Source organism: Mycobacterium sp. NGS33, assembly GCF_059812885.1.
The window spans coordinates 110,423-133,494 of the sequence record NZ_JCALDN010000010.1 but is presented as its reverse complement, the minus strand read 5'-3'; the positions used below and the strand labels follow the sequence as shown (position 1 = coordinate 133,494).

26 protein-coding genes and 1 pseudogene are annotated in these 23,072 nt (G+C 66.1%); 10 read left to right on the top strand and 17 right to left on the bottom strand.

Annotated features, from left to right (window positions below):
• The first annotated feature begins 5 nt into the window (after window positions 1-5).
• Window positions 6-612, top strand: a pseudogene (locus AC5Y5B_RS17230) (class I SAM-dependent methyltransferase).
• 68 nt (window positions 613-680) lie between these two features.
• Here AC5Y5B_RS17230 and AC5Y5B_RS17225 read toward each other — a convergent pair.
• Window positions 681-2,834, bottom strand: coding sequence for a 3-hydroxyacyl-CoA dehydrogenase NAD-binding domain-containing protein (locus tag AC5Y5B_RS17225; protein WP_112630910.1), 2,154 nt, complete (start codon window positions 2,832-2,834; stop codon window positions 681-683).
• Between the two features lie 4 nt (window positions 2,835-2,838).
• Window positions 2,839-4,050, bottom strand: coding sequence for an acetyl-CoA C-acetyltransferase (locus AC5Y5B_RS17220; RefSeq protein WP_112630912.1), 1,212 nt, complete (start codon window positions 4,048-4,050; stop codon window positions 2,839-2,841).
• A gap of 282 nt (window positions 4,051-4,332) precedes the next feature.
• Here AC5Y5B_RS17220 and AC5Y5B_RS17215 point away from each other — a divergent pair, with 282 nt between their 5' ends.
• Window positions 4,333-5,514 carry a pyridoxal phosphate-dependent aminotransferase gene (locus AC5Y5B_RS17215; RefSeq protein WP_112630914.1) on the top strand — a complete coding sequence of 394 codons (1,182 nt, stop codon included), beginning with the start codon at window positions 4,333-4,335 and terminating at the stop codon, window positions 5,512-5,514.
• On the opposite strand, the gene AC5Y5B_RS17210 is transcribed toward AC5Y5B_RS17215, so the two are convergent.
• The 4 genes from AC5Y5B_RS17210 to AC5Y5B_RS17195 are packed head-to-tail and all read right to left on the bottom strand — an operon-like array spanning window position 5,511 to window position 8,029.
• A complete protein-coding gene (locus AC5Y5B_RS17210) occupies window positions 5,511-5,951 on the bottom strand; it encodes an SRPBCC family protein (RefSeq protein WP_112630915.1) in 441 nt (146 codons plus the stop codon). The genes AC5Y5B_RS17215 and AC5Y5B_RS17210 overlap by 4 nt on opposite strands.
• 38 nt (window positions 5,952-5,989) lie before the next feature.
• Window positions 5,990-6,445, bottom strand: coding sequence for an SRPBCC family protein (locus AC5Y5B_RS17205; RefSeq protein WP_112630917.1), 456 nt, complete (start codon window positions 6,443-6,445; stop codon window positions 5,990-5,992).
• Between the two features lie 58 nt (window positions 6,446-6,503).
• Window positions 6,504-7,580, bottom strand: coding sequence for a CaiB/BaiF CoA transferase family protein (locus tag AC5Y5B_RS17200; protein WP_112630919.1), 1,077 nt, complete (start codon window positions 7,578-7,580; stop codon window positions 6,504-6,506).
• Between the two features lie 5 nt (window positions 7,581-7,585).
• Window positions 7,586-8,029, bottom strand: coding sequence for an SRPBCC family protein (locus AC5Y5B_RS17195; RefSeq protein ID WP_112630921.1), 444 nt, complete (start codon window positions 8,027-8,029; stop codon window positions 7,586-7,588).
• A 67-nt stretch (window positions 8,030-8,096) separates the two neighbouring features.
• On the opposite strand from AC5Y5B_RS17195, the gene AC5Y5B_RS17190 reads away from it, so the two are divergent.
• Window positions 8,097-9,782 carry an alpha-keto acid decarboxylase family protein gene (locus AC5Y5B_RS17190; protein WP_112631222.1) on the top strand — a complete coding sequence of 562 codons (1,686 nt, stop codon included), beginning with the start codon at window positions 8,097-8,099 and terminating at the stop codon, window positions 9,780-9,782.
• A 4-nt stretch (window positions 9,783-9,786) separates the two neighbouring features.
• Here the strand turns inward: AC5Y5B_RS17190 and AC5Y5B_RS17185 are convergent, their stop codons facing one another.
• The 5 genes from AC5Y5B_RS17185 to AC5Y5B_RS17165 all read right to left on the bottom strand — a co-directional run bounded on the left by AC5Y5B_RS17185 (window position 9,787) and on the right by AC5Y5B_RS17165 (window position 13,743).
• Window positions 9,787-9,972 (bottom strand): (2Fe-2S)-binding protein, encoded by a 186-nt coding sequence (locus AC5Y5B_RS17185; RefSeq protein ID WP_112630923.1) that lies wholly within the window; start codon window positions 9,970-9,972, stop codon window positions 9,787-9,789.
• A 19-nt stretch (window positions 9,973-9,991) separates the two neighbouring features.
• On the bottom strand, window positions 9,992-10,609 hold the full coding sequence (locus tag AC5Y5B_RS17180) for a fatty-acid--CoA ligase (RefSeq protein ID WP_112630925.1): 618 nt from the start codon (window positions 10,607-10,609) through the stop codon (window positions 9,992-9,994).
• The gene (locus AC5Y5B_RS17175) at window positions 10,606-12,009 is read right to left on the bottom strand and encodes a FadD3 family acyl-CoA ligase (protein WP_240631641.1); all 1,404 of its coding nucleotides are present in this window, start codon (window positions 12,007-12,009) and stop codon (window positions 10,606-10,608) included. The genes AC5Y5B_RS17180 and AC5Y5B_RS17175 overlap by 4 nt, the downstream gene beginning before the upstream one ends.
• A 35-nt stretch (window positions 12,010-12,044) precedes the next feature.
• Window positions 12,045-13,235: an amidohydrolase family protein gene (locus AC5Y5B_RS17170; protein ID WP_112630929.1), complete on the bottom strand. Its 1,191-nt coding sequence runs from the start codon at window positions 13,233-13,235 to the stop codon at window positions 12,045-12,047.
• A gap of 88 nt (window positions 13,236-13,323) precedes the next feature.
• On the bottom strand, window positions 13,324-13,743 hold the full coding sequence (locus AC5Y5B_RS17165; RefSeq protein ID WP_112630931.1) for a lipoprotein LpqH: 420 nt from the start codon (window positions 13,741-13,743) through the stop codon (window positions 13,324-13,326).
• 111 nt (window positions 13,744-13,854) lie between these two features.
• Between AC5Y5B_RS17165 and AC5Y5B_RS17160 the strand changes: the two genes are divergently transcribed.
• Window positions 13,855-14,610 (top strand): enoyl-CoA hydratase/isomerase family protein, encoded by a 756-nt coding sequence (locus AC5Y5B_RS17160; protein WP_112630933.1) that lies wholly within the window; start codon window positions 13,855-13,857, stop codon window positions 14,608-14,610.
• Entirely contained in the window at window positions 14,607-15,047 is a 441-nt protein-coding gene (locus tag AC5Y5B_RS17155) for an Rv2576c family protein (protein WP_500005993.1), read from the top strand. Before AC5Y5B_RS17160 ends, AC5Y5B_RS17155 begins: the two co-directional genes overlap by 4 nt.
• On the opposite strand, the gene AC5Y5B_RS17150 is transcribed toward AC5Y5B_RS17155, so the two are convergent.
• Entirely contained in the window at window positions 14,963-15,664 is a 702-nt protein-coding gene (locus tag AC5Y5B_RS17150; RefSeq protein WP_112630935.1) for a TetR/AcrR family transcriptional regulator, read from the bottom strand. The genes AC5Y5B_RS17155 and AC5Y5B_RS17150 overlap by 85 nt on opposite strands.
• A gap of 195 nt (window positions 15,665-15,859) precedes the next feature.
• Here AC5Y5B_RS17150 and AC5Y5B_RS17145 point away from each other — a divergent pair, with 195 nt between their 5' ends.
• Entirely contained in the window at window positions 15,860-17,155 is a 1,296-nt protein-coding gene (locus tag AC5Y5B_RS17145; RefSeq protein WP_112630937.1) for a cytochrome P450, read from the top strand.
• 20 nt (window positions 17,156-17,175) lie between these two features.
• Here the strand turns inward: AC5Y5B_RS17145 and AC5Y5B_RS17140 are convergent, their stop codons facing one another.
• From AC5Y5B_RS17140 to AC5Y5B_RS17125, 4 genes are read right to left on the bottom strand one after another with little or no spacing between them, the layout of a single operon-like run.
• The gene (locus tag AC5Y5B_RS17140) at window positions 17,176-17,457 is read right to left on the bottom strand and encodes a cytochrome C oxidase subunit IV family protein (protein WP_500005992.1); all 282 of its coding nucleotides are present in this window, start codon (window positions 17,455-17,457) and stop codon (window positions 17,176-17,178) included.
• Window positions 17,458-17,461: 4 nt separating this feature from the next.
• Window positions 17,462-18,040 carry a cytochrome c oxidase subunit 3 family protein gene (locus AC5Y5B_RS17135; protein ID WP_112630941.1) on the bottom strand — a complete coding sequence of 193 codons (579 nt, stop codon included), beginning with the start codon at window positions 18,038-18,040 and terminating at the stop codon, window positions 17,462-17,464.
• Entirely contained in the window at window positions 18,037-18,840 is an 804-nt protein-coding gene (locus AC5Y5B_RS17130; protein WP_112630943.1) for a hypothetical protein, read from the bottom strand. Before AC5Y5B_RS17130 ends, AC5Y5B_RS17135 begins: the two co-directional genes overlap by 4 nt.
• Window positions 18,837-19,622, bottom strand: a complete 786-nt coding sequence (locus AC5Y5B_RS17125) for a hypothetical protein (RefSeq protein WP_500005991.1) — start codon at window positions 19,620-19,622, stop codon at window positions 18,837-18,839. The genes AC5Y5B_RS17130 and AC5Y5B_RS17125 overlap by 4 nt, the downstream gene beginning before the upstream one ends.
• Before the next feature lie 100 nt (window positions 19,623-19,722).
• Here AC5Y5B_RS17125 and AC5Y5B_RS17120 point away from each other — a divergent pair, with 100 nt between their 5' ends.
• A complete protein-coding gene (locus AC5Y5B_RS17120; RefSeq protein WP_112630946.1) occupies window positions 19,723-20,325 on the top strand; it encodes a TetR/AcrR family transcriptional regulator in 603 nt (200 codons plus the stop codon).
• A 9-nt stretch (window positions 20,326-20,334) separates the two neighbouring features.
• On the opposite strand, the gene AC5Y5B_RS17115 is transcribed toward AC5Y5B_RS17120, so the two are convergent.
• Window positions 20,335-20,724, bottom strand: coding sequence for a hypothetical protein (locus AC5Y5B_RS17115; RefSeq protein ID WP_112631226.1), 390 nt, complete (start codon window positions 20,722-20,724; stop codon window positions 20,335-20,337).
• 213 nt (window positions 20,725-20,937) lie between these two features.
• On the opposite strand from AC5Y5B_RS17115, the gene AC5Y5B_RS17110 reads away from it, so the two are divergent.
• The 3 genes from AC5Y5B_RS17110 (at window position 20,938) to AC5Y5B_RS17100 (ending at window position 23,019) form a co-directional block, all read left to right on the top strand.
• On the top strand, window positions 20,938-21,729 hold the full coding sequence (locus tag AC5Y5B_RS17110; RefSeq protein WP_112630948.1) for an Rv1363c family protein: 792 nt from the start codon (window positions 20,938-20,940) through the stop codon (window positions 21,727-21,729).
• Window positions 21,726-22,364: an Rv1363c family protein gene (locus AC5Y5B_RS17105; protein ID WP_112630950.1), complete on the top strand. Its 639-nt coding sequence runs from the start codon at window positions 21,726-21,728 to the stop codon at window positions 22,362-22,364. Before AC5Y5B_RS17110 ends, AC5Y5B_RS17105 begins: the two co-directional genes overlap by 4 nt.
• Window positions 22,365-22,497: 133 nt before the next feature.
• The gene (locus AC5Y5B_RS17100; RefSeq protein WP_112630952.1) at window positions 22,498-23,019 is read left to right on the top strand and encodes an Rv2253/PknI dimerization domain-containing protein; all 522 of its coding nucleotides are present in this window, start codon (window positions 22,498-22,500) and stop codon (window positions 23,017-23,019) included.
• Window positions 23,020-23,072: the final 53 nt, after the last annotated feature.

Below are 23,072 nucleotides of genomic sequence, written 5' to 3'. Positions count from 1 at the left end.
GAGCTATGGCCTCCAAACAGACGTTGTTTCGGATCTTTTACCGCGTCGGTTTCACCCCGTGGGATGGCCATCCGCTCGCACAGAGCGTGCGCGATCTCGTCGAGGGAACCCCGAACGCCGCCGCCCTTCCCGCGGGGTCGGCCCTGGAGGTCGGCTGCGGCACCGGTGACTGCTCGATCTATCTCGCCCAACACGGCTGGAAGGTCACCGCGGTCGACTTCGTGGCCAAGCCGCTCGAGCGTGCCCGCGCCAAGGCACACGCGGCGGGCGCCGCCGTCGACTTCGTCCAGGCCGACGTCACGCAGCTGAGCCGGACCGGCATCGGCGCGAACTTCGAGTTGATCGTCGACAACGGGTGCCTGCACAACATGAGCGACGCGGATCGCGACGCCTACGTCCGCGAGATCACCGCCCTGGCGGCGCCCGGCGCGCGGCTGCTGATCGTCGCGTTCGTGCCCGGCGGCCGGGTCGGGGTGCGCGGGGGTCGACCGCGCCGAGATGGAACGCCGCTTCGCGCAAGGCTGGACGCTGTTGTCCGCCGGCGCGGAACGCGAGCTGGACCGCGCCGAGAAGACGCCGGCGTGGTACTACCTGTTCCAACGGCGCCCCTGACCGGTGAGCAGACGTAAAAACCCCCGACACGCCGTGCGTGCGGGGGTTTTTATGTCTGCTCGCGGTAGTTAGGTGAGCGATGCAGGCGGCAGGAATCGGTCGCCGTACCGCTCGGCCAGTTCCTTGGCCCGGGCCACGAACGCTTCCTTGCCGATGCCGTGCGCACCGGAGTAGCCGACGATGAACTGGGCGCTACCACCGGTGTACGGCGGGAACCCGATGCCCATGATCGACCCGATGTTGGCGTCGGCGGTCGACGTCAGCACGCCCTCGTCGAGGCATTTCTGGGTTTCCAGCGCCTCGGCGAACAGCATCCGATCGATCATGTCCTGCAACGGGATATCGGCGCTGCCGGACTTGAACGTCTCGCGCAGGCCCGGCCACAGCCGGGTGCGCTTGCCGTCGGCGTACTCGTAGAAGCCCGCGCCCTTCAACCGCGACGGGCGGCCCAGCTCGATCATCTTCTCGACGACGGCCTCGGCCGGGTGCGGCTCGTAGGTGCCGCCGGCGTCCTCGACGCCCTTGCGGGTGGCCGTGGCGATCTTGTGCATCAGCTCGAGGTTGAGCTCGTCGGACAGCTGCAGCGGCGGTGCCGGGTAGCCGGCCTGGCTGCCGGCGTGCTCGACGCTGGCCGGCTCCACGCCCTCACCGAGCATCGCGAGCGCCTCGTTGACGAACGTGCCGATGACGCGGCTGGTGAAGAAGCCGCGGCTGTCGTTGACGACGATCGGGGTCTTGCCGATGGCCAGCGTGTAGTCGAACACCCGGGCCAGCGCCTCGTCGGAAGTCTTTTCGCCCCTGATGATTTCGACCAACGGCATCTTGTCGACCGGCGAGAAGAAGTGAATCCCGATGAAGTCCTCTTGGCGCTTGACGCCGGTCGCCAGACCGGTGATGGGCAGCGTCGAGGTGTTCGATCCCAGCAGCGCGTTGGGCTCGACGATGTCCTCGATCTCCTGAAACACCTTGTGCTTGAGTTCCTGGTTCTCGAACACCGCCTCGATCACGAAGTCGACGCCCTTGAAGGCCTCCGGGTCGGCGGCCGGCGTGATTCGGTCCAGCAGCGCCTTGCTCTTCTCCTCGGTGGTCTTGCCACGCTGAAGTGCCTTGGCCTCAAGCTTTTCCGAGTAGCCCTTGCCCTTTTCGGCGGCCTCGAGGCTGACGTCCTTGAGCACCACCTCGAAGCCGGCCTTGGCCGACACGTAGGCGATACCGGCGCCCATCATGCCCGCACCCAGCACACCGATCTTGTTGATCTTGACCGGCTCGATGCCGTCCGGCCGCGACCCGCCGCCGTTGATGTGCTGCAGGTCGAAGAAGAACGCCTGGATCATGTTCTTGGCGACCTGGCCGGTGACCAGCTGCGTGAAGTACCGGCTCTCGATGCGGCTGGCGGTGTCGAAGTCCACCTGCGCGCCCTCGACGGCCGCGTCCAGGATGGCGCGCGGCGCCGGCATCGGTGCGCCCTTGAGCTGCTTCTTGAGCAACGCCGGGAACGACGGCAGGATGCCGGCCAGCGCGGGGCTGGACGGGGTGCCGCCGGGCATCTTGTAACCCTTTTTGTCCCAGGGCTGTGTAAAAGAGTCCGGGTTGTCCTTGACCTCTTTTATCCAGGCCTTCGCGCTCGGCACCAGTTCGTCCACCGAGCCGACGAGCTCGTCGACCAGGCCGATTTCCTTGGCCTTGGCCGGCTTGAAGCGGGTGCCCTGCGACAGGATGTTCATAAAGGCGTTCTGGATGCCGAACATCCGCACGGTGCGGGTCACCCCGCCGCCGCCGGGCAGCAGGCCCAGCGTCACCTCGGGCAGGCCCAGGACGCTGCCCTTGACGTCGGCCGCGATGCGGTGGTGACAGGCCAGCGCGATTTCGAGGCCGCCGCCCAGCGCCGCGCCGTTGATGGCGGCCACCACCGGCTTGCCCAGCGTCTCGAGCGCACGCAGGTCACGCTTGACCGACTCGACGGTGTCGAACGCCTCCCCGGCGTTCTCCGGGCCGAGGTTGATCATGCCCTTCAGGTCACCGCCGGCGAAGAAGGTCTTCTTCGCGCTGGTGATCACCACGCCGGTGATCGAATCCTTCTCGGCGACAAGGCGTTCCACAGCGTTGTGCATCGACTCGCTGTAGTGCTCGTTCATCACGTTGGCCGACCCGGTGGGGTCGTCCAGGGTCAGGGTGACGATGCCGTCGTCGTCCTTGTCCCACTGAATGGTGTTCTCTGCCATGGTCTTAAACCCTCTCGATGATGGTGGCGACGCCCATGCCGCCGCCGATGCACAGCGTGATCAGCGCGCGACGCGCGTTGCGGCGCTCGAGCTCGTCGACCATGGTGCCGGTGATCATGGCGCCGGTGGCGCCCAGCGGGTGGCCCATCGCGATGGCGCCACCGTTGACGTTCAGCTTCTCGTCCGGGATGTTGAGGTCCTTCTGGAACTTCAGCACCACCGACGCGAACGCCTCGTTCAGCTCGAAGAGATCGATGTCGTCGATCGTCAGGCCCGCGCGGTCGAGCACCTTGCGCGTGGCCGGGGTCGGGCCGGTCAGCATGATGACCGGGTCCGAGCCGCTGGTGGCGGTGGCCACGATGCGGGCCCGCGGCGTCAGGCCCTGCGACTTGCCCGCGGCCTCCGAACCGACCAGCACCAGCGCGGCGCCGTCCACGATGCCCGAGCTGTTGCCGCCGGTGTGGACGTGGTTGATCTTCTCGACCCGGTGGTACTTGGTGAGCGCGACGTCGTCGAAGCCGCCCATCTCGCCGATGCCGTCGAACGCGGTCTTGAGCTTGCCCAGGCCCTCGAGCGTGGTGTCGGGCCGCATGTGCTCGTCGTGGTCGAGGATGACCAGCCCGTTCTGGTCGCGCACCGGCACCACCGACTTGGCGAAGTAGCCGCCCGACCAGGCCGCGGCGGCCTTCTCCTGCGAGCGCAGCGCGTAGGCGTCGACGTCGTCACGGGAGAAGCCCTCGATGGTGGCGATCAGGTCGGCGCCGATGCCCTGCGGCACGAAGCCGATCTGGTAGTTGGTCTCGGGGTCGGTCGCCCAGGCGCCGCCGTCGGAGCCCATCGGGACCCGGCTCATTGACTCGACACCGCCGGCCAGCACCAGGTCGTCCCAGCCGGACCGCACCTTCTGGGCGGCGGTGTTGACGGCCTCGAGGCCGGAGGCGCAGAACCGGTTGAGCTGCACGCCGCCGGTGGTCTCGGGCAGCCCGGCGGCCAGCACGGCGGTGCGGGCGATGTCGCCGCCCTGGTCACCGACCGGGGACACCACACCCAGGATCATGTCGCTGATCAGGTTCTCGTCCAGGTCGGGGAAACGCCGGCGCAGCTCGTCCACCAGGCCCACGACCAGGTTGAGCGGCTTGACCTCGTTCAGCGAACCGTTGCGCTGCTTGCCCCGCGGGGTGCGGATGGCCTCATAGATAAAAGCTTCTTCGGACATGACGACTTCCTGTTCTGACGAATAGGGTTCGAATCCGTCTCCGAGACTAGATTCCGCCCCACCCTAACAGGCCCCCCGGCCAACCTGTTGGTTGAGCAGATCCGCCCAGCTCAGGGGTGCCTTGTGACGGACGCCACGCGTTCCGTTGGCGGATCGCCGCCCGCCCGTGGGCGAGCGAGAAATTACCTTCACGCTCGGCGGCGAGTGTGCGCCTAACTTCACACCGGGCCGGCAAGACGTCGCGGCGCTCGCCGTGGCATGCCACGCCTAAGCTCGACCACCATGACGGTGGAGCGGCTGCGGCCCTACGCAACCACGGTGTTCGCCGAGATGTCGGCGCTGGCCGCGCGGATCGGAGCGGTGAACCTGGGTCAGGGGTTCCCCGACGAGGACGGGCCCCCGGCCATGCTCAAGGCCGCGCAGGAGGCCATCGCCGACGGCGTCAACCAGTACCCCCCGGGCATCGGCATCGCGCCGCTGCGCCACGCCATCGCCGCCCAGCGCCGGCGCCGCTACGGCATCGACTACGACCCCGACACCGAGGTGCTGGTGACGGTCGGGGCGACAGAGGCCATCGCCTCGGCGGTGATCGGCCTGGTCGAACCGGGCTCCGAGGTGCTGCTGATCGAGCCGTTCTACGACTCCTACTCGCCGGTGGTGGCGATGGCCTCCGCGCAACGGGTGGCGGTGCCCCTGGTCCCCCACGGTCGGGGCTTCGCCCTGGACGCCGACGCGCTGCGCCGGGCGGTCACCCCACGGACCCGCGCACTGATCGTCAACTCCCCGCACAACCCGACCGGCACGGTGCTGAGCGCCGACGAGTTGGCCGCCATTGCCGAGGTGGCGGTCGCGGCCGACCTGCTGGTGATCACCGATGAGGTCTACGAGCACCTGGTGTTCGACGGCCGCCGGCACGTGCCGCTGGCTGGATTCGACGGCATGGCCGAGCGCACGATCACCATCTCCAGCGCGGCCAAGATGTTCAACTGCACCGGCTGGAAGATCGGATGGGCTTGCGGCCCAGCACCTCTCATCGCCGGGATGCGCGCGGCCAAACAGTATCTGAGCTATGTCGGCGGTGCGCCCTTCCAGCCTGCGGTGGCTCTGGCCCTGGAAACACAGGACGCGTGGGTGGACGACCTGCGTGCCACGCTGCAGGCCAGACGCGATCGTCTGGCCGCCGGGCTGATCGACGTCGGGTTCGAGGTGCACGCCAGCGCCGGCACGTACTTCCTGTGCGCCGATCCGCGTCCGCTCGGATACGACGACAGCGGTGAGTTCTGTGCGGTGCTACCGGAGAAGGTTGGCGTTGCCGCGATCCCGATGTCGGCGTTCTGCGACCCGGCCACCACGAGCGGTCCGGCCGACGTGTGGAATCACCTGGTGCGCTTCACCTTCTGCAAACGCGACGACACCCTCGACGAGGCGATCAAGCGGCTGGGCGCCCTGGAAGAAACCGGCTAGCCCGCCATCCCCATCACCCGCTTGCGCAGGCCCTCCAGCGCGGAGTGAAGGATTTTCTTGCGGGCCCGGGCGATCCAGAACTCCGGGAGCGGCGCCCACGGTTCGACGGTGATGGTGAAGCGCACCCTGGTCTTGTCGACGCCCAACCGGCTCAGGTTGTACTCGCCGTGCTGACCGTGCTGCTGCGCCGTCTTCTTGGCGTCCCACACCATCCAGTCTGGGCCCCAATGGTATTCGAGCAATTCCGTGTCGTGGATGCCGGTCACCGCGATCGTGACCTTCACGTGATGGGGGCGCCCGTCGGGATGCTTGTCGACGACCTCGACCCGCTTGTGGACCGACGACCAGGAGGGCACCGCATCCATATCGGCGAGCGCCTCCATGATGACTTCCGGAGGCGCGTCGATGACGATCTCCGACGATGCTTGAACGGCCACTACTACTAAGTTAACGCCAGCGCGGCCACCCGCGAAGGCTATTCCGACCCGGGGGAACCCGTGTGGCGTGCCACCAGGTCGCGCAACCCCTTCATCGAGGCGTCGAGAACGCTCTCGGCGGCCCGCCGCACGATGAACGAGGGCATGGGACGGCCGGGTTCGACGGTGACGTCGAAGCGCACCAGGGTCTGGTCGATCCCTTCGGGTTTGAGGGTGTACTCGACGTGCTGCCCGTGCTGCTGGGAGGTCCCCTTGGCGTCATAGACAACCCAATCGGGGCCCCAGTGATATTCCAGGATCTCTTTGTCGACCAGCCCGAGAATCTTGATGGTGGTCTTGACGTGGTGGGGCCGGCCGTCGGGATAGCGGTCGATCACTTCGATGTGTTTGTGCAGCGGCGACCACGATGAGAGGACGCCAACATCTGTCAGCGCCTCCATCACCACTTCTGGCGGCGCGTTGACAACGAATTCCCGTGATGCTTTTACGGCCACTGAAGATCAACTTAGCAACGCCGACCCCGACACGGACGGATTCGGCGTAAAGAGTTTCCTACCAGTTGATTTCGTTGAGCGGCGTGGCCGAAACCGGCGGCCTCCCGACCGGTCCGGCCGGGGTCCGCGAAAAGCGCGGGGCGGGTGCGGCCTGGTCGGCGCCGTGGGCGGTGATCACCGTGGATCGCGCCCGCAGGTGCTCGTCGGTGGCGGCCTCGCTCCACGTCAGCACCGCGGTGACGCACGCGTCGGTGCCGGCGAACGTCTGTGCCCATTCGTCGCGGGTGCGACCGGCGAACCGCTGGGCGAAGATGTCGCGCATCCGCGAGTAGGAAGCTCTGTCGTGTTGGGCGGGCACGTCGTCGGGCGACAGGCCGAGCCCGTCGAGCAACGCGGCGAAGAATTGCGGCTCGATGGCGCCGACGGCGACATACTTACCGTCGGCGGTCTCGTAGCAGCCGTAGAACGGGGCGCCCCCGTCGAGCAGAAACGACTCGCGCCGGTCGCGCAGTGCCCCAGTGGACTTCATCGTCCACATCATCTGGGCCAGCAGGCTGACACCGTCGACCATCGCCGCGTCGATCACCTGCCCCGCCCCCGAGCGTTCGCGTTCGTAGAGGGCGACCGCGATGCCGATCACCACCAGCATCGAGCCGCCGCCGAAATCGGCGACCAGGTTCAGCGGCGGCATCGGTGGCCGGTCGGCGTGGCCCAGCGCCGACAGCGCACCGGTCTGCGCCAGATAGTTGATGTCATGACCGGCGGTCGGCGCCAGCGGCCCGTCCTGTCCCCAGCCGGTCATCCGCGCGTAGATCAGCCGCGGGTTGACCGCCGCGCAGTCGTCGGGCCCGATGCCCAGTCGCTCGCAGGTCCCGGGCCGAAAGCAGTCCAGCAGCACGTCGGCCTTGGCGGCCAGGCCAAGCAGCGCCTGCGGCTGCGTCTTGACGTTCAGGTCGACGGTTCGCTTGCCGCGGTGCAGCAGGTCGCGATCCTCGGCCGGCATGGTGAGCCCGCCGGGCCGGCGCACCCGCACCACGTCGGCACCCAGATCGGCGAGCAGCATGCCCGCGTGCGGACCCGGTCCGATGCCGCCGAGTTCGATGACTTTCACCCCCGCCAGCGGACCACCGCTCACGGCGGCTACTTACCCTTCTTCACCTGAAGCACCCGGTCGCGCAGCGCCTTGGTCGCCGAATCGATGGTCCCCTTCACGGCGCGCTTGAGCACGAAACCGGGCAGCGGCACGTTCGGGTCGGCCAGCAGCTCGAACTTGACCAGGGTCCCGTCACCTTGCGGCACCAGGGTGTACTTCCCGTCCTGCGCCTTCTGCTGCGAGGAGCTGACCAGCTTCCAGCTCACCACGTTGTCGCCCCACGTGTACGCGATCACCTGCTCGTCGGTGATCCCGGCGACCTTGACCTTCATCTTCACTTGGCGGGGGCGCCCGTCGTCGCCGGTGTCGAGGATCTCCGCACTCTGATGAGGCTCCGACCATTCGGGCATCGCTTCGAAGTCGGCGATGACGTCCAGAATCTCGTCGGGCGAGGCTTCGATGACGATGTCGCGGGATTCTTTGAGTGCCATGGCCCGCACGATACTGGCCTGGCGTCTCACCCGGAACGGATTGGACTTCGGGCGTACCGTCGTGCCTGTGATTGATGCCGCGACCGATACCGCCTACACCGTCGGTGACTACCTGTTGGACCGTCTCGCCGAACTCGGCGTCTCGGAGATCTTCGGCGTTCCCGGCGATTACAACCTCGAATTCCTCGACCACATCATCGCCCACCCCAGTATCCGCTGGGTCGGCAACGCCAACGAGCTGAACGCCGGCTATGCCGCCGACGGATATGGCCGGTTGCGCGGAATGTCGGCTTTGGTAACGACATTCGGCGTCGGCGAGCTCTCCGCGGCCAACGCGGTCGCGGGCAGCTACGCCGAGCAGGTGCCCGTCGTGCACATCGTCGGCGGCCCGTCCAAGGACGCCCAGGGCACCCGCCGCGCCCTGCACCATTCGCTCGGCGACGGGGACTTCGAGCACTTCTTCCGCATCAGCCGCGAAATCACCTGCGCACAAGCGAATCTCATGCCCGCGACCGCCCGCCGCGAGATCGACCGGGTGCTGTCCGAGGTGCGCGAACAGAAGCGCCCCGGATACATCCTGTTGTCCACCGACGTGGCCCGCTTCCCCACCGAGCCGCCCGAGGCGCCGTTGCCCCGCTACACCGGTGGCACCAGTCCCCGCGCGCTGACGATGTTCGTCGAGGCCGCGACCGAACTCATCGGCGACCACCAGCTCACCGTGCTCGCCGACTTGCTGGTGCACCGGCTGCAGGCGATCAAGGAACTCGAGGCGCTGCTGGACGCCGACGTGGTGCCGCACGCCACGTTGATGTGGGGAAAGAGCCTGCTCGACGAGAGCTCACCCCACTACCTGGGCATCTACGCCGGGTCCGCCAGCGCTCCGGCGGTGCGCACCGCGATCGAAGAGGCGCCCGTGTTGGTCACCGCGGGCGTGGTGTTCACCGACATGGTCAGCGGCTTTTTCAGCCAGCGCATCGACCCGGCCCGGACCATCGATGTCGGCCAGTATCAGAGCAGTGTCGCCGGGGAAGTCTTCGCGCCCTTGGAGATGGGCGCGGCGTTGGAGGCGCTGGCCACCATCCTGGTCCGGCGCGGCGCCTCGTCGCCACCGGTGGAAGCGCCGCCGGCCGAACCGCTGCCGCCGCCGCCACCGCCCGAGCAGCCGCTGACCCAGAAGATGCTGTGGGACCGCCTGTGTGTGGCCCTCACCCCGGGCAACGTGGTGCTTGCCGACCAGGGCACCTCCTTCTACGGCATGGCCGACCACCGGCTGCCGCAGGGAGTGACCTTCATCGGTCAACCGCTATGGGGCTCAATCGGTTACACGTTGCCCGCCGCGGTTGGGGCGGCCGTGGCGCATCCGGACCGCAGGACGGTGCTGCTCATTGGGGACGGCGCCGCGCAGCTGACGGTCCAGGAGCTCGGCACCTTCTCGCGTGAGGGCCTGTCCCCCGTCATCGTGGTGGTCAACAACGACGGCTACACCGTCGAGCGGGCGATCCACGGCGAGACCGCGCCGTACAACGACATCGTGAGCTGGAAGTGGACGGACGTTCCCCGAGCGCTGGGCGTCATCGACCATCTGGCGTTCCGGGTCCAGACCTACGGCGAGCTCGACGACGCCCTGACCGCCGCCGCGGACCACCAGGACCGCATGGTGTTCATCGAGGTGGTGTTGCCGCGGCTCGAAATCCCCAATCTGCTGGTCGAACTCGTCCAACCGACGTCACCGGACGGCAGCCCGCGCCGTTGAGGATCTAGCGCGAGTTGGGTGATCGCTGCGGGCTGGATGATCGCAGGATGGCCTGCACCGTGCGGCGGCACCGACCACAGTCGGCGCCCGCCCCGCAGGCCTGGGCGACCTCCTTGGTGGTCGACGCGCCGCTTTCCACCGCTTCGCACACGGTTTGGCTGGTGACACCGTTACACAGGCATACGAACACCGGCGGATCCTCAGTCCGCCTAGATGCGCATCATGTCGAAGAATCGGCCGACGAACAGCGGCGGGTACGCGCCGATGCCCGCCCCGGACATCCATTGCGCCGCGGCATCGGGGTGGTCGATCCAGCGCCGCGCGCTGTCCTCGTCGGGAAACTCCTGCAGGATCAGCACCTCGTGATCGTCGTCAAAAGCCTGGAATACCCACGTCTTTCGGATTCCTGCGGTGGTGAACCTGTCGATCGCGGTGCCGACCTCGGAGGTCAGCAGGGACACGTCGTTGACCGACGCGATGGCGGCCACCACGACGCCCGGCGCCGCGGGGGTTTTCGGTGGCTGCGCGATGAACCGGTCGACGATCTCGCCGGCGAAGACCGCGGGGATGTCTTCGACGCCGGCCTCGTCGAACCAGTCGAAGAAGACCCGGGAGCGCAACAGCTCCACGATCGGCTCACGGCTGTGGACGCCGATCATCACCAACACCCGGCCGTGGTCATGTGTCGAGGTGTAGACCAGCACGTGGTGCGCGCCGATGTCGGCCAGGGCGGCCTTATTGCGTTCCAGCAGCGGCCACACCCGGGTCGGATCGGGGACGCGATAGTCCGACGCGATCACCATCGAATGAATGTCGCCGTTGTTCATCGCAGTTGGTCCTTCATCACTTTCCCCGTGGCGTTGAGTGGAAGTGAATCAAGGAACTGTACCGCGCGCGGCACTTTGAACCCGGCCATCCGGTCCCGGCACCAGCCGATCAACTCTTCGGCGCTGACGTCGGCGTTACGGACCACGAAAGCCTTGCCCACCTGGCCCATCCGCTCATCGGGGACACCGATGACGGCCGCCTGCACGACGGCCGGGTGGTTGAGCAGGAAGCCCTCGATCTCGGCCGGGTAGGCATTGAATCCACCGACGATGAACATGTCCTTTTTCCGGCCGACGATGCGCAGCCGACCGGCGGGGGTGAATTCGCCCAGATCGCCGGTGTGCAGCCATCGCTCGCCGTCGATCGCCTGGGCGGTGGCCTCCGGTTCGTCGAGATACCCCTGCATGACCCCGTAGCCGCGGACCAGCACCTCGCCGTCGTCGGCGATACGCACCTCGACCCCGTCGCACGGCACGCCCGCGGTGGTGGCCACATCCTCGAAGGAATCGCCGGGCAGCGACAGCGTGACGTTGCCGGCCTCGGTGAGCCCGTAACCGGTCATCAGCGTCTGGAACGGCAGCTCGTCGTGGATGCGCCGCACCAGCTCGACGGGGATGTCGGCGGCGCCGGTCACCCCCGCACGCAACGTCGACAGCTTGGACTTGTCGCTCACCGTCAACAGCGAGTGATACAGCGTCGGCGGCCCGGGAAGCATCGTGATGCGTTCGCGTTCAATGAGATTCACCACGGTGTCGACGTCGAACACCGCGACCGGCAGCATGGTCGCACCGCGCAGGAACGACGTGACCAGGCCGGCCTTGAGCCCGAACGTGTGGAAGTACGGGTTGATCTGCAAATAGCGGTCGCCCTCGCGCAGGTCGGCGAGCGTCGCCCACTCCTCGTACATGCGCAGCGTCTGACCGTGATTGAGCATCGCGCCCTTGGGACGCCCGGTCGTGCCCGAGGTGAAGATGATGTCCGAGGTATCGGTGCCGTCCACCGGCCGCTCGAACGGCGAACCGCTGGACAGGAAGTCGGACTTCAGGTCGATGACCGGCACCCCCGCGGGAGCGGTGTAGTCCTGGTCCAGAAAACCCTTCTGGACCAGGACGGCCTTCACCTTGGCGCGCCCGATGATGTCGCCGGCCTCGTCGGTCTTGAACCGCGTGTTGACCGGGACCAGCACACCGCCCGCGGTGAGCAGCCCGAACGCCGCGATGATCCATTCGGCCGAATTCGGTGCCCAGATCGCGACGCGGTCACCCTTTTCGATGCCGAGGTCGGCGAAAGCCCCAGCGGCGCACCGGATTCGGTCGACGACCTGTTTGAAGGTCAAACGCAGCGGACCGTCGACGACGGCTTCCGCATCGCCGAAGCGGTCCGCTGCGCTCAAGACCATCTCGGGGATGGTCTGCCAAGGTTGGTTGGCCGGCGTCACACCGTGACGAGCCGACCGAGGTTGCCGCCCATGATCTTTGCCTGATCGTCCACCGACAGGTGCGACAGCGCCTCGATGTAGTAGGTCGGCTCCGCCAGCCCCTCGGGGTGCGGCCAGTCCGAGCCGTAGAGCACCTGATCCACACCGACCAGGTTGACCAGATCGTCGATGCCGTCCTCGAAGAACGGGCTGACGTGAATCCGGCTCTTGACCATCTCGACCGGGTCGCTCGGGAACGCCTCCGGGGCTTTGCGGAACACCTCGGCCAGGCCGTCGAGCAGCGGCGTCATCCACTTCGAACCGGCCTCGACGATCGCAACCTTCAGCTTCGGGTGACGGTAGAGCGCGCCGTGAATCACCCACGACCCCACCGAATCCTGGATCGGCCGCCACTCGTTGAGGATGCCCATCGCGTTGGTCTGGAACGGCAGCATCTCCTGGTCCGCGCCGTCCCACTCGGAGGTGTACCGGGAGTAGCCGCTGTCCGAAGAGTGCATGCCGACCAGCACGTCGTGCTCGACGACCCGTTCCCAGAACGGGTCGAACTCGGGCACCGCGAACGACCGCGGACCGCGGAAGCCGGGGACCGGAGCCGGGCGGACCAGGATGGCGCGGGCGCCACGCTTGACCGCCCATTCCAGCTCCTCGATTGCCTTCTCCACGATCGGCAGGGTGATGACGGGCGTGGTGAAGATGCGGTTCTGGTAGTTGAAGCCCCAGACCTCGTCCAGCCACTCGTTCAGCGCGTGCACCAGGACGTGGATGGCGACCGGGTCGTCGCGCAGCCGCTCCTCGAGGAGGCTGGCCAAGGTCGGGAACATCAACGTCTTGTCCAGGCCCAGCTCGTTCATCGTCTCCAAGCGTGGGCCGGGCTCGAAGAACGCCGGGATCGCGCGCATCGGCTCGCCGAACAGCTCGCGCTTGCTCTTGCCGTCCGGGTTGCCGTACTTGAAGTACTCCTCCCAGGCGCCCGGCCGGGCGACGACCTCGAAGGTCGGGTTCGGAATGTAGTTGCTGATCTGGCCGCGGATGGCGATCTTGGTGCGACCGTTGATCTGCACGTACTGGACGTAGTCCTTGTACTCCTTGGGCAGGAACTTGGTCAGCGCCTCCGGCGGCTCGTAGAGATGGTTATCGGCGTCAAAGATCGGGAACGGAACGTCCACCTTGTGGGACAACTGACCCATGGAATCCTCCTTCTTGATTTGTGAGAATACTATTCTCTACAGGCGCCGAACCGCAACGTGGGCCCCGCCGAACCGCGGTTCGACGCGGTCAGCACGACACGTGGATCTTGTAGGTGGCGGTGGCCGGTTCACTGGGCTTATCGGTCTTGTAGCCGTTGGCGGTGCCACTGACGGTGAAGTTGTCGCCGGTCATGCTCATGTCGGCCATGCCATCGCCGCCCCGGGAGAACATCCCGCTGAAGCCACCCAGGTTCTGAATGCGCAGCGACTCCACGATCGCCGGCTGCGCGCTTTCGTCGACGATGAGCTTGGCGCCGGCGAAATCGCTACCGATGTCGATCGTGCGAGTCCATTCGCGTTGGCCGCACTTGACAAGGTGGAACGTCCGGTCGTTACCGTTCACGGTGACCGATGCCGTGCTGGCGAGCTGGGTCGGCGGTTTCGACGCGCACGCCCCGACCAAAGTGACGGTCAGGACCGCAGCAGCGACGACGATTTGGTTCCGCATCGAGTCACCTCCATCCTCGCCGGCGAAGTTCTTGAGCCTGCAGTGATGATGTTATTCTCGCCAGAAGAGAATGCCAATATCGGGTTCTTGCCGAGGAGCGTAAATAAGAACATGGTGGACCTGGAGATCGGCGACGGGTTAGCCGTGGTCACCATCGACCGTCCGCACGCGCGCAACGCCATTGGCCTGGACACCATGGACCAGCTGGAGAAGGCGCTCGACGCGGCTGCGGGTGCGCAGGCGCTGGTGATCAAGGGTGCCGGGGACAAAGCCTTCGTCTCCGGCGGTGACCTCAAGGAATTAAGCGCGCTGCGGACCGAGGAGGATGCCGCTGCGATGGCCCGACGAATGCGGTCCATCTGCGATCGGTTGGCGGACTTCCCCGCCCCCGTCATCGCGGCGCTCAACGGTCACGCGTTCGGCGGTGGCGCCGAAGTCGCGGTGGCCGCCGACATCCGCGTGGCCGCCGACGACATCAAGGTCGCCTTCAACCAGGTGCAGCTGGAGATCATGCCGGCCTGGGGTGGAGCCGAGCGGCTGGCCGCGCTGGTCGGAAAGAGCAAGGCGCTGCTACTGGCCGGTTCCGGAACCGCCATTGGCGCGCTCGAGGCCGAGCGGATCGGCCTGGTCGACCGAGTGCTGCCCCGCGGAGTCTTCGACTCACCCGACGAGGGATGGCGAGCGGTCGCGAGGTCGCTGGCCCGCCGCCCGGCGACGGAGATAAAGCGCGTAATCCGCGGAGTTTCTCCTGATGAGGCGATAGCATCCTTTGCGCGACTATGGGTTGCCGACCCACACTGGCAGGCCGCAGATCGGGTCATGAGCCGCAACACAAGATCGCGCACGGCAGCCGAAGGAGCGTCATGACCATCAAGTGCAAGACGGTGATCGCCGTCGGCCCCGCCATCTGGCTGGCCTGTCTACTGGCGGCGGCAGGCGTGCTGGTGGGAAGCGGACGGGCACACGCCGATGACCCCGTCATGCATCACGTGAAGTACACCGTCACCACGCAGCATCCGATCTACACCAGCATCTATTATCTGGACCACCAGCCCGACAAATTCTCTGACTACAGCCACAACCCCTACTCGTTCACCCCACACGTCAACGTCGACCTCGCCCCGGGCAAGCCGTGGGGATTCGATCTGGACATGTCGGACCCCGATCATTACGCGATGGTCGTGGCGAGCACGGGTACCGAACCGGGCACGCCGGGGCTTCACTGCGACTTGGCGGTCGACGGAGCCGTCGTTGTATCCAAGGATGGGCCCAAAGGTGTGCTCTGCTCGTTGCGGAACTGGTGAACCACCCAGGCCGGCGGTATACCTTCGAGGGGTCGCGGTTCGCCCTCCAGGCGACGCAGGTAGGTTTCGACCAGCTCCACGGTTTCGGCGTGGCCACCGTAAATGCCGACTGCCTGCTCGAGCACCAGGAACCACGACAGGCTGCTCATCAGGACCGTCCACACCACGGGCGGCATGTCGTCCCTGACCGCCCCATAACGCTCGAGCGCGGCGGTCACCGCCTGGCGCTGGTCCTCGCGCAGGCGCTCGGCGTAGTACGCGATCTCGGCGCGCATCTCCTTGCGGTGGTTGGCCAGCGCCATGAATTCCAGGGAAATCCGGGTGAACGCGGGGTCGGTGCCGAACCGCCACAGCGCCCACAGCGGCTGGGGCGATTGCAGCAGTCGCGCGTGCGCTTCGAGCGCCTCTTCCGCCCGGCGGCGAAAGACCGCGAGGAACAGCTCCTCCATGGTGCGGAAGTAGTAGTGCACCAGCTGAGGCTTCAGCCCGGCCTTGTTCGCGAGGCGCCGCGACGTCACCGCGGCGTAGCCCTCCTCGAGCATCAGCTGCTCCGCGGCATCGAGCAACAGACCACGGTTTTTCGCGTCCGGCGCCCCGATCCTGCGGGCCGATGTCATGTCGCTGCTCCGTACTGTGTGCCATCCCGTGCGGGCCATACGGATCGTATCGTGGCCCGGCGCCCTCGATCTTGACCCTGACATTACCGCCATGCTAAGCAGGTGCTCAGCATATTTTCGTTCTCGCGATCGGGCGGCGGTACCGCTTGCCGCCGAACACCACCGGTAGACCCAGCCCAGGGGGACGCACTGAAGATGACCAACTTCGAGACGATTGATTTCTTCACCGATCCGACTTTGGTCCCGGATCCGCATCCGTACTTTGACTACCTGCGGAGCCAAAACCCGGTGCTGCGCCTGCCGCACTACGGCGTCGTCGCGGTTACCGGGTACGACGAAGCCTGCGAGATCTACAAGGACCCCGACACGTTCTCGAACATCGTCGCGCTCGGCGGGCCGTTCCCGCCGCTCCCGTTCACGCCCGAAGGCGACGACATCAGCGCGCAGATCGACGCGCACCGCAGTTCCTTCCCGATGTACGAGCACATGGTCACCATGGATCCACCGGACCACACCAAGGCCCGGTCCGTGCTGGCCAAGCTGCTGACCCCGAGCCGGCTGAAGCAGAATGAGGAGTTCATGTGGCGCCTCGCCGACCGTCAGCTCGACGAGTTCCTGAGCCTCGGTGAGTGCGAGTTCATCGCCGAATATTCCAAGCCGTTCGCCACCCTGGTGATCGCCGACCTGCTCGGCGTGCCTGAAGAAGACCATAAGGAGTTCCGCAAGGTTTTGGGGGCCGACCGCCCCGAGGCACGCGTGGGCGCCCTGGACCACGAGTCGGTGGGCATCAACCCCCTCGAGTGGCTCGACGACAAGTTCTGTAACTACATCGAGGATCGTCGCCGCGAGCCCCGCGGTGACGTGCTGACCTTCCTGGCGGAAGCGAAGTATCCGGACGGGTCGACACCCCCGGTGATCGAGGTGGTGCGCTCGGCGACGTTCCTCTTTGCCGCCGGCCAGGAAACCACGGCCAAGCTGCTCAGCGCCGCCCTGCAGGTGCTCGGTGACCGGCCGGACATCCAGCAACAGTTGCGTGACGACCGCAGCCTGATTCCCGGCTTCATCGAGGAGTCGCTGCGGATGGACAGCCCGGTGAAGAGCGACTCACGCCTGGCCCGCAAGGCCACCAGCATCGGTGGTGTCGACATCCCCGCCGGCACCGTGGTCATGATCCTGCCGGGCGCCGCCAACCGCGACCCGCGGCGGTTCGACAACCCGCACGAGTTCGACCTGCGCCGCAAGAACGTCCGCGAGCACATGGCGTTCGCGCGCGGTGTGCACTCCTGCCCAGGGGGCCCGCTCGCCCGCGTCGAGGGCCGTGTCTCGATCGAGCGGATCCTGGACCGCATGCCGCACATCGAGATCGACGAGGCCCATCACGGGCCGGCCACCGAGCGTCGTTACACCTACGAGCCGACGTACATTCTGCGGGGCCTGAGCGAACTGCACCTGACGTTCACCACCGCCGACGCGATCGCGCCGGTCGCCTAGGAACTCGTCGCGCGCGAGCGCTACCGGGCCTGCAGCCCGACGAAGTAACTGCCGAGCAGGACGACGGCGATCAGCACCACCCACGCGTCGGTGAGTCGGCACAGCAGTGCCGGGGCGTCTCGCACCTCCATGAATTCGCGAAAGATGATGCGCACCTTGACCAGTGCGATGACGATGACGCTCGACGTGACCACGGCGCTGGACTTCAGCAGCCCGCCGGCGGTGTGATCTATCCACAGATAAGCCAGCGTCAGCGCGGCCAGGATCACCCAGACGAACAGCAGTCTTTTGTTGAATTTCACTGGCTCACCTCACCACGTAGAGCAGCGCGAAAATGAGCACCCAGAGGAAATCGACGGTGTGCCAATACGTTGCGCAGGTTTCGACAAGTTCCTGCGAACGACGCGCCGGGCTCCGAAGTTGATAGACGATGACGCCAAGGACGACGAAGCCGATCAACAGGTGCACGAAGTGGATGCCGGTGAGGAAGAAATAGAACATGAAGAAGTCGTTGCTGTCGACGCCGTGTCCGCCGTGGACCAGTCGCGCCCACTCAAACACCTTGAAAGACAAAAACGCTGCGGCGAACGCCGCCGTGATGAAGACGTCGCGGAGGGCTGCCCGGTACGCGCCGGCGCGGGCCGACTGGACACAGCGCGCCACCGACCATGAGCTGAGCAACAAGACCAACGTGTTGAAGACACCGACGCGCAGATCGAGTGCGGCCTGCGACTGCAGGAATAGCTCGGGATTGCGGCCTCGCGAGAACAGGTAGAAGCCGAAATACGCTGTGAAGACCAGGGTCTCGAACAAGACAAAGGCCCACATGTCGGGTTGTCCCGGCACGGCCCTCGCACGGGCGGGCCTGCCGGCCAGGCCGGTCACCGCGCCGCCGCCCTCTTGGGCGGCAGGTCCGGCAGTACCCCGGTCCCGAAGTCTTCGCGGCGGATCATCTGAAACAGCATGACGATGAAGGTGACTTGGTAGATGCCGAACACGACCATGTCCAGCCACCACGCGATCTCGCCATCCCAGGCGAACACGCCGCGTCGGAAGATCCAGCAGGGTGCCACGACGACCTCGGTCAGCGCGTTGCACAGGTTGAGATACCCGAACCACTTGGGGAACACCCTGTTCCGGTCGAGCAGGATCGCCACCATCCAGATCAGCGAGCCGATCAGAAACACCCCCATCGTCCCGTCGAATGACAGGAACGCGAAGTCATACAGCCAACCGATCGCCCGGGGGTCGCGGTCCGGGCGCAGCGTGCCGACGATCAGCGCGATGTTGAGCAGCAGCATGCCGGGAACCGCGCTGAGCGAGTAGATGAGCAGATACGAGTAAGCGAACGCACGGCTGACCGACATGCGCCGCATCGAATACGCGATGAGGGCGTTGTTGACCGCGATCATGCCGCTGATGGCGAAGATAATGCCGAAGCCGACGGGAATGCCGAGGCGACGTTCGGCGAACCAGTGGACCTGCGTCGCAAGGTCCCAGGTCGGTTCCGGTGGCGGCTGGACCTGGGCCACGATGAAGAACATGGGGAAGAAGAGGCCATAGAACACCATGAGCACCCCCCACGCCAGCCACAGTTCTCGCTTGCGGTCGCGCCGCAGGTGCCAGCCGATTCGGCGATGCAGGGGGCCCGCCGGGGACGTCGACGGCGTGATCACCGCGCTCATGCGGGAGCCGATTCGCCTGAGCAGCCGCGGCTTTCGGTCCGATCACGATAGACGGCGCGGCCCAGGACAACGCCCATCACGATGATCCAGAAGGCGATGGCGGCGTTTTTCACCCAGAACGACAGCACGCCGTCCCAGGCGAGCGGGCCGGTCAACGACACACCGACGAACGATGCCGGCACCAGCGCGGCCGCCACCACAAGATTGAAGTGCGCCACCCAACGGGCGAACACGGGGCGGTACGGATCATCGAAATAGATTGCCAACGCCAGGATTACACACTGCCCGATGAGAAACGGCACCAGGATGGTGAAGGTGATCCAGCCGAGGTCGTTGAGCAATTGAGTCAGCTCGGGGCTGCGCTCGGGTCGAAACGCGGCCAGCAGCCAGCAGACGTTGGCGACGAGAAACAGCGTCGGACCGCCGGCCGCACACCCGAGCATCGCGTAGGAGAAGATCGGCGTCTGATGCGCCATGCGGCGGATCTGCAGCACAATCAGGGCCAGGATCGGCACGAGGCACACGCCGAACCAGTTGAACAGGATCATGCTGGAACGGATTTGCGGGATATGCGCCGGATCGCGGTAGAACGCGGCCACCTGTTCGGCCGGCATGGTGGGTGACATCGGCGGGTTGAACCCGGGAAACAGGAAGAAGGACGCGATCCACAGGATCAGCGCCGCCGGCAACGTCCAGAGCAGAATCAGCTCGCCATCGGTCCGCCGCCGGGCGGTTCGCGCCGATTGGCTACCGCTCGCATCGTTTCCGCCGACGTCGGACATCGGCACTCCTTCCCGCACGAAATCGCCGTTGCAACCCGGCTAGTGAGCGAAGCTAGCCGATCGGCTAGCCAGGGTCAATAGCGTCGTCTACTCTCGGTGCGTGGGAACAGCACGGCAGCCGGACATCGGTGAGCAATTCTGGCTCATCGAGCACAGTCCGGCCCGCACGCGGGTACTCGATGCCGCGCTGGATCTGTTCGCCACCCACGGCGTCAGCGGTACGTCGCTGCAGATGATCGCCGACGCCGTCGGCATCACGAAAGCTGCTGTCTACCATCAATTTCGGACCAAAGAGCAGATCGTCATCGCCGTGACCGAACGCGAACTGGGCCGCCTTGAGCCCGCCCTCGAGGCGGCCGAAGCATACGACAACGGCCCGCAGGCGCGAGATGCGTTGTTGGTGGGCGTGATTGAGATGGCGGTTCGCGACCGCCGGCTGGTGCGAACGCTGCAATTCGATCCCGTCGTCGTCCGGTTGCTGGCCGAGCACAAGCCGTTTCAGCGTTTCATGGACCGTCTGTACCAGGTGCTGCTGAGCGACGCGGGCCTCGACGGGCGGGTGGAGGCCGCCATGTTCTCCGGCGCGCTCAGCACCGCGGTCATGCATCCGCTGGTGGCCGACATCGACGACGAGACCCTGCTCGATCGGGTTACCGATTTGAGCCGCCGCCTGCTCGGTCTGCCCCGCACATTGCGCGACTGAGCGCGGCGGCTACGTGTCGGCGCGGACCCAGCTCGAGATGCCGTCGTGGGCGATACAGATCAGGAACAGACCATCGGGGGCCTGCGCGACGTAGTTCAAATAGTTCGTGCAGTCGGAGTTTTCGTCCTTGACCCCCGCCATCGGCGGCGAGCGGAACCAGCGAGGCTGGTATCGCCTCGGCGAGCCGCAGAACATCAGCCGGCCGGGCTCCGAGGCGAAGGACACGTATCCGTCGGCGACACCGAAGGCGTAATAGGTGGTGTTGTCACACGGCGCACCCAGAACCTGATGGGGCATGATGCCCGGGGTGCAAGCTGGGTAGTCGCAGACGGTCGGCCCCGCCGAGGCTGGCGGCGCCGCCAGGACCCCGGCGCCGAGCAACGCGGCAACCAGAGCCACGATTGATCGCACCCGATCACTCTGCCACACCTGGAAAGAAAATTCTCCTGGTTGGAGACGATCAGCGGGGCCGGACCGCGGCCGGGGGGACGCCTTCCCGAACGTCACCCCGGCCCGATCCCCTGCGGGCGACTATTTCCGCATGTAAGGGCCGGGAAGGCAGCCGACCGACGACGGCTTTGAGCCCGGACCCCAGTGATAAGCTGCTTCTCCGTGCACGATCCGGAGGGGCCCGCCGCCGGCCCACGTGATGACGCGGCGGAAGCGATCGATCCCGCCCAACGTGGGGTTGAGGCGGACATCGCAGCGCCCGTGCCGAAAGCGGACGCAGACGACGAAGTCGCCGCGGCGGAAGCGCGCGCGGCGGCGGCTCGAGAACGCCTCGCAAAACTGCGCCGGGCCGCCGAAAACGGGGGCGTGGACGACGAGGACGGCGCTTCCCCGGATATCGAGCAGCCCCCCGCGAAGACTCGGAAACGGCTACGGCTCTCGCGGCCGTCGCGGCCACGCTGGTTGCGGCGCCCAAAGAGGAAAGCAGTGGCGGCCGTCGGCGGCTCGCTGCTCTTCGCGGCCTCTCTCGCCGCGAGCGGTTACATGTTGTGGCAGCACCACATTGCGGTGCACAATCGCAAGTTGGCCGCGGAATTCAGCGCCGCCGCCCGGCAAGGGATCACGGCTTTCATGTCGATCGACCCCGCTCATGCCAAGGAGGACGTCCAACGCTCGATCGATGCCTCCACGGGCGACCAGAAGAATCAGCTAGCCGTGCTGTCGACTCTGATAGTGAATAAGGCCCAGGAGACGAAGGTCGGCACCAAGGTCACCATCGAAGGTGTCGCCGTCCAGTCGTTGAGCGACAACTCGGGAGTCGTGCTTGTGGCGGCGAAAACCGATCCCATCGGGCCGGATAACGCGAAACCGCCGCCGGCCTTGTTTCGGCTCGCCGTCAACATGGATCGTGACGACGGACAGCTCAAGATGTCGAAGGTTGATTTCCTGCGATGACTGCCGAAGACGGCTCGCCGCCCGACGGCACCGAAACGATTGACGGAGTCCAGGCTTCACCCGCCGACGACAACGCCCTCACACCCGCTGGTGAGAGCCCGGCAGGCTCGCGCCGGCTGGCCGCGATTCGCCGCCGCGGCAGCCGGTACTTGGCGAGGTGGCGTTTGATCGTCGCGACAACGTTGCTCACCGCGGCCGTGGGAGTCTCTGCGGGCGTGTACTTCACCCTGTACCGGCCGGATCAGCAAGTCGGCGATGCCGCGGCGCGCCGGGCAGTCCAGGCGGCGTCAGATGGCGCTGTGGCGGTCTTGTCGTATTCCTACGACCATTTGAACCGCGATTTCGCCAACGCGAAATCACATCTCACCGGCGATATTCTGACCTATTACAGTAAATTCAGCGACGATGTCGTCGCGCCAACCGCGGAGAAGGGCCAATTGACGGCGTCCGCCAAGGTGATTCGGGCCGCAGTCTCGGAATTGCATGCCGACTCGGCCGTCGTGCTGGTTTTCGTCGACCAGACCACAAAAAGCGCGCAAAAGAAGGATCCCGAGAACACGCAGAGCAGCGTCTCGGTCACGCTGAGAAAAGTCGATGGTTCCTGGCTGATTTCGAAATTCGATCCATCCGGATGAGCGTGGGAGATCTTGTCCCAACCGTTACCCGGCAGGCCGAAGCGGTGTAACGTCATCGCTCGAGAACGCCGCAACCGACGGCGAAAAGGCGCCCCATAGGCACTCTCGGATTACGCGCTTCGAGGAGCACCTGATGCGTTCAGCAAAAGCACTCACCACCGCAACGCTGGTTGCTGCCACTGCTTTCGGCGGTGTGAGCACTGCACCCGCGGCCCGGGCCATAACCAAGGAAGACGTGGCCATCAACGGGACCTACCGCGTCACGTCCATTGGCGATTGGGCTCAGCGAAATGATCAGTATTTCGGCGAACCGACGGTCTACCAGGCATGGACCATCAGCTCCACGTGCGACTCGACCCTGGAATGCCATGGCACGGTGACGAGCGACCAGGGATGGAGCGCGCCCCTCTATATGAAGGATGGAGAGATGTGGAAGGTCAGGCGCGAAGTGCCGAACTGGGAGCGGTGCGAGGACGGTACCGCGTTTCCCGGAATACAGACCTTCTTCTTCTACCCGGTGAACGACAACGGCGGGTTCCAAATCGGGTCGCCGGTCCTGTCGGGCAAGGACAAGACGGTCGGCCCCAGCGGCGCGTGCGGGCAAAACAACTGGCTTGACATCACCATGCCGTTGCGCCTCGATCAGCTCTCCTGACCAAGCCCTCGTAGCCTCATCGCCCCCCTCGGCCCCTTCGCCGTAGCGCGGAT

Coding starts and splice junctions, on each gene's coding strand:
- AC5Y5B_RS17220 (WP_112630912.1), bottom strand. CDS start 4,050: ATGTCCGAAGAAGCTTTTATCTATGAGGCCATCCGCACCCCGCGGGGC.
- AC5Y5B_RS17175 (WP_240631641.1), bottom strand. CDS start 12,009: ATGGTCTTGAGCGCAGCGGACCGCTTCGGCGATGCGGAAGCCGTCGTC.
- AC5Y5B_RS17195 (WP_112630921.1), bottom strand. CDS start 8,029: ATGGCACTCAAAGAATCCCGCGACATCGTCATCGAAGCCTCGCCCGAC.
- AC5Y5B_RS17215 (WP_112630914.1), top strand. CDS start 4,333: ATGACGGTGGAGCGGCTGCGGCCCTACGCAACCACGGTGTTCGCCGAG.
- AC5Y5B_RS17170 (WP_112630929.1), bottom strand. CDS start 13,235: ATGGGTCAGTTGTCCCACAAGGTGGACGTTCCGTTCCCGATCTTTGAC.
- AC5Y5B_RS17145 (WP_112630937.1), top strand. CDS start 15,860: ATGACCAACTTCGAGACGATTGATTTCTTCACCGATCCGACTTTGGTC.
- AC5Y5B_RS17180 (WP_112630925.1), bottom strand. CDS start 10,609: ATGAACAACGGCGACATTCATTCGATGGTGATCGCGTCGGACTATCGC.
- AC5Y5B_RS17100 (WP_112630952.1), top strand. CDS start 22,498: ATGCGTTCAGCAAAAGCACTCACCACCGCAACGCTGGTTGCTGCCACT.
- AC5Y5B_RS17155 (WP_500005993.1), top strand. CDS start 14,607: ATGACCATCAAGTGCAAGACGGTGATCGCCGTCGGCCCCGCCATCTGG.
- AC5Y5B_RS17105 (WP_112630950.1), top strand. CDS start 21,726: ATGACTGCCGAAGACGGCTCGCCGCCCGACGGCACCGAAACGATTGAC.
- AC5Y5B_RS17125 (WP_500005991.1), bottom strand. CDS start 19,622: ATGTCCGACGTCGGCGGAAACGATGCGAGCGGTAGCCAATCGGCGCGA.
- AC5Y5B_RS17225 (WP_112630910.1), bottom strand. CDS start 2,834: ATGGCAGAGAACACCATTCAGTGGGACAAGGACGACGACGGCATCGTC.
- AC5Y5B_RS17165 (WP_112630931.1), bottom strand. CDS start 13,743: ATGCGGAACCAAATCGTCGTCGCTGCTGCGGTCCTGACCGTCACTTTG.
- AC5Y5B_RS17130 (WP_112630943.1), bottom strand. CDS start 18,840: ATGAGCGCGGTGATCACGCCGTCGACGTCCCCGGCGGGCCCCCTGCAT.
- AC5Y5B_RS17160 (WP_112630933.1), top strand. CDS start 13,855: ATGGTGGACCTGGAGATCGGCGACGGGTTAGCCGTGGTCACCATCGAC.
- AC5Y5B_RS17150 (WP_112630935.1), bottom strand. CDS start 15,664: ATGACATCGGCCCGCAGGATCGGGGCGCCGGACGCGAAAAACCGTGGT.